Origin of the sequence: Arenivirga flava (genome assembly GCF_030161575.1) — a bacterium.
In the GTDB taxonomy this organism is placed as follows: domain Bacteria; phylum Actinomycetota; class Actinomycetes; order Actinomycetales; family Microbacteriaceae; genus Arenivirga; species Arenivirga flava.
The window spans coordinates 1-1822 of record NZ_BSUL01000005.1 but is presented as its reverse complement, the minus strand read 5'-3'; the positions used below and the strand labels follow the sequence as shown (position 1 = coordinate 1822).

The 1822-nt window shown below is 43.3% G+C and carries 3 protein-coding genes; all 3 read left to right on the top strand.

The window, feature by feature from the left end; genetic code table 11:
• Nucleotides 1-502 precede the first annotated feature (502 nt).
• From QQK26_RS16090 to QQK26_RS16565, 3 genes are read left to right on the top strand one after another with little or no spacing between them, the layout of a single operon-like run.
• A complete protein-coding gene (locus QQK26_RS16090) occupies nt 503-1093 on the top strand; it encodes a reverse transcriptase domain-containing protein (RefSeq protein WP_284235457.1) in 591 nt (196 codons plus the stop codon).
• Nucleotides 1035-1400, top strand: a complete 366-nt coding sequence (locus QQK26_RS16570; protein ID WP_431308042.1) for a reverse transcriptase domain-containing protein — start codon at nt 1035-1037, stop codon at nt 1398-1400. Before QQK26_RS16090 ends, QQK26_RS16570 begins: the two co-directional genes overlap by 59 nt.
• Nucleotides 1376-1603: a group II intron maturase-specific domain-containing protein gene (locus QQK26_RS16565; protein WP_431308043.1), complete on the top strand. Its 228-nt coding sequence runs from the start codon at nt 1376-1378 to the stop codon at nt 1601-1603. The genes QQK26_RS16570 and QQK26_RS16565 overlap by 25 nt, the downstream gene beginning before the upstream one ends.
• The last annotated feature ends 219 nt before the right edge of the window (nt 1604-1822 follow it).

Genomic DNA, 1822 nt, shown 5'->3' with positions numbered 1-1822 from the left:
CTTTTTTTTAGTATGACGGGCATGTGTTATGTCTAGAGTGAAAGTCTCTGTGGAGCGTCGTTACCAACGAATCCCAAAGCGACTTGCAAGTTTCGTGCTGTGAGGCACGGAGAGAGGAAGCAATAGCGAAATCGTGGCCCAACGAACAGGAATAAGGTAGGAAGGCGCTACGAGCGGATAAGTCGGCTAAAGGCGATAAAGTCCAAAAGGTAACCGTAATCTTGTGGCGTAAACCTTATGGGTAAACGAGGAAAGAGATAACACTTATCCCGTGAGGTCTCACTAACGATTTAGTAGTAACAACGAATAGTGAGAAGTCAGCAGATGTCATAGTAGGAAACCATGTTTCCGAAGGACTGAACCATGGAATAGTGCAACACAAAATGTATGTTTTAAGTACTGTCTGATAGTAGTGGTAGACAAAACGTAAATGAGTCGGTAGCTACGCCAATCTAAGACGAATACTTAAAAGCGGAAAGGAGTCGCGCACATTATGTCGAAGATGTTAGAACGTATCCTTGACCGGCAAAATATGAATGAGGCTTATAAAAAAGTCCGGGCAAATAAAGGAGCCAGCGGCGTTGACGAAGTCACGCTCGACGAGCTTCATGCCTATATTCAAGACAACTGGGCAACGATCTGTCAACAAATAAGAGAGCGACACTACAAGCCCCAACCTGTAAAGAGAGTTGGGATCCCAAAGTCAGATGGTGGGAAACGAAAACTCGGTATACCTACAACAATAGACCGCGTGATTCAGCAGGCCATTGTTCAGGTTATAACACCCATATGCGAATCCCACTTTTCGGAATTTAGCTATGGATTTCGTCCGAACAGAAATTGTGAAATGGCCGTCAATCAATTATTGAAGACGATCAATGAAGGTTATCAATGGATCGTTGATATAGATCTAGAAAAATTCTTTGATAACGTTCCTCAAGACCGGCTGATGAGTCTTGTACATCGTATGATCCAAGACGGAGACACAGAATCGCTTATTCGAAAATATCTCAAAGCAGGTGTCATGGTCGCCGATGAATACCACCCAACGGATCGAGGAGCCCCACAAGGAGAATTTATCGCCCATTCTTAGTAATATCATGCTAAATGAACTGGACAAAGAGCTTGAGAGCCGAGGGCTCGCCTTTGTGAGATACGCCGATGATTGTCTCATCATGGTTAAAAGCCGAACAAGTGCCAATCGAGTGATGCATTCAGTCATTCGTTGGATTGAAAATAAGTTAGGGCTAAAAGTTAATGGAACCAAATCAAAGGTTACGCGGCCCAGCCAGCTAAAATATTTAGGATTTAGTTTCTATTACGACACTAAAGCCAAAAGCTGGATGAGCCGACCTCATGAGGACTCTGTCCGAAAATTCGAGAAAAACTCAAAATGTTAACTCAAAGAAAATGGTCAATAAACTTTAGAAAGAGGCTGGAAAAGTTAAATGAAGTCATCCGCGGATGGATAAATTACTTTTCCAGCTCGTCCATGAAAGCCAAGATGGAACGGATCGACGCCCATTTAAGAACGCGATTGCGAACCATCGTCTGGAAGATGTGGAAGGTTCCTCCAAGAGACAATGGGGATTACAAAAGTTAGGTGTAAATAAGAGCTTAGCTAAACTAACATCGTACGCAGGAAACCACTACCAGTGGGTAGCTACCAAAACCTGTGTAAGAAGGGCAATAACTAAACAAAAACTAGGCCAAGCAGGCCTAGTCAGTTGTTTAGATTACTACCAATATAGACATAACATATATTCATAATGGAGTCGCCGGATACGGAACCGTATGTCCAGGTGACGTGAGAGGGCGATTG

What these genes read in the sequence shown, in the direction of transcription:
- QQK26_RS16090 (WP_284235457.1), top strand. Translation starts at nt 503, where the DNA reads ATGTTAGAACGTATCCTTGACCGGCAAAATATGAATGAGGCTTATAAA.
- QQK26_RS16570 (WP_431308042.1), top strand. Translation starts at nt 1,035, where the DNA reads ATGAATACCACCCAACGGATCGAGGAGCCCCACAAGGAGAATTTATCG.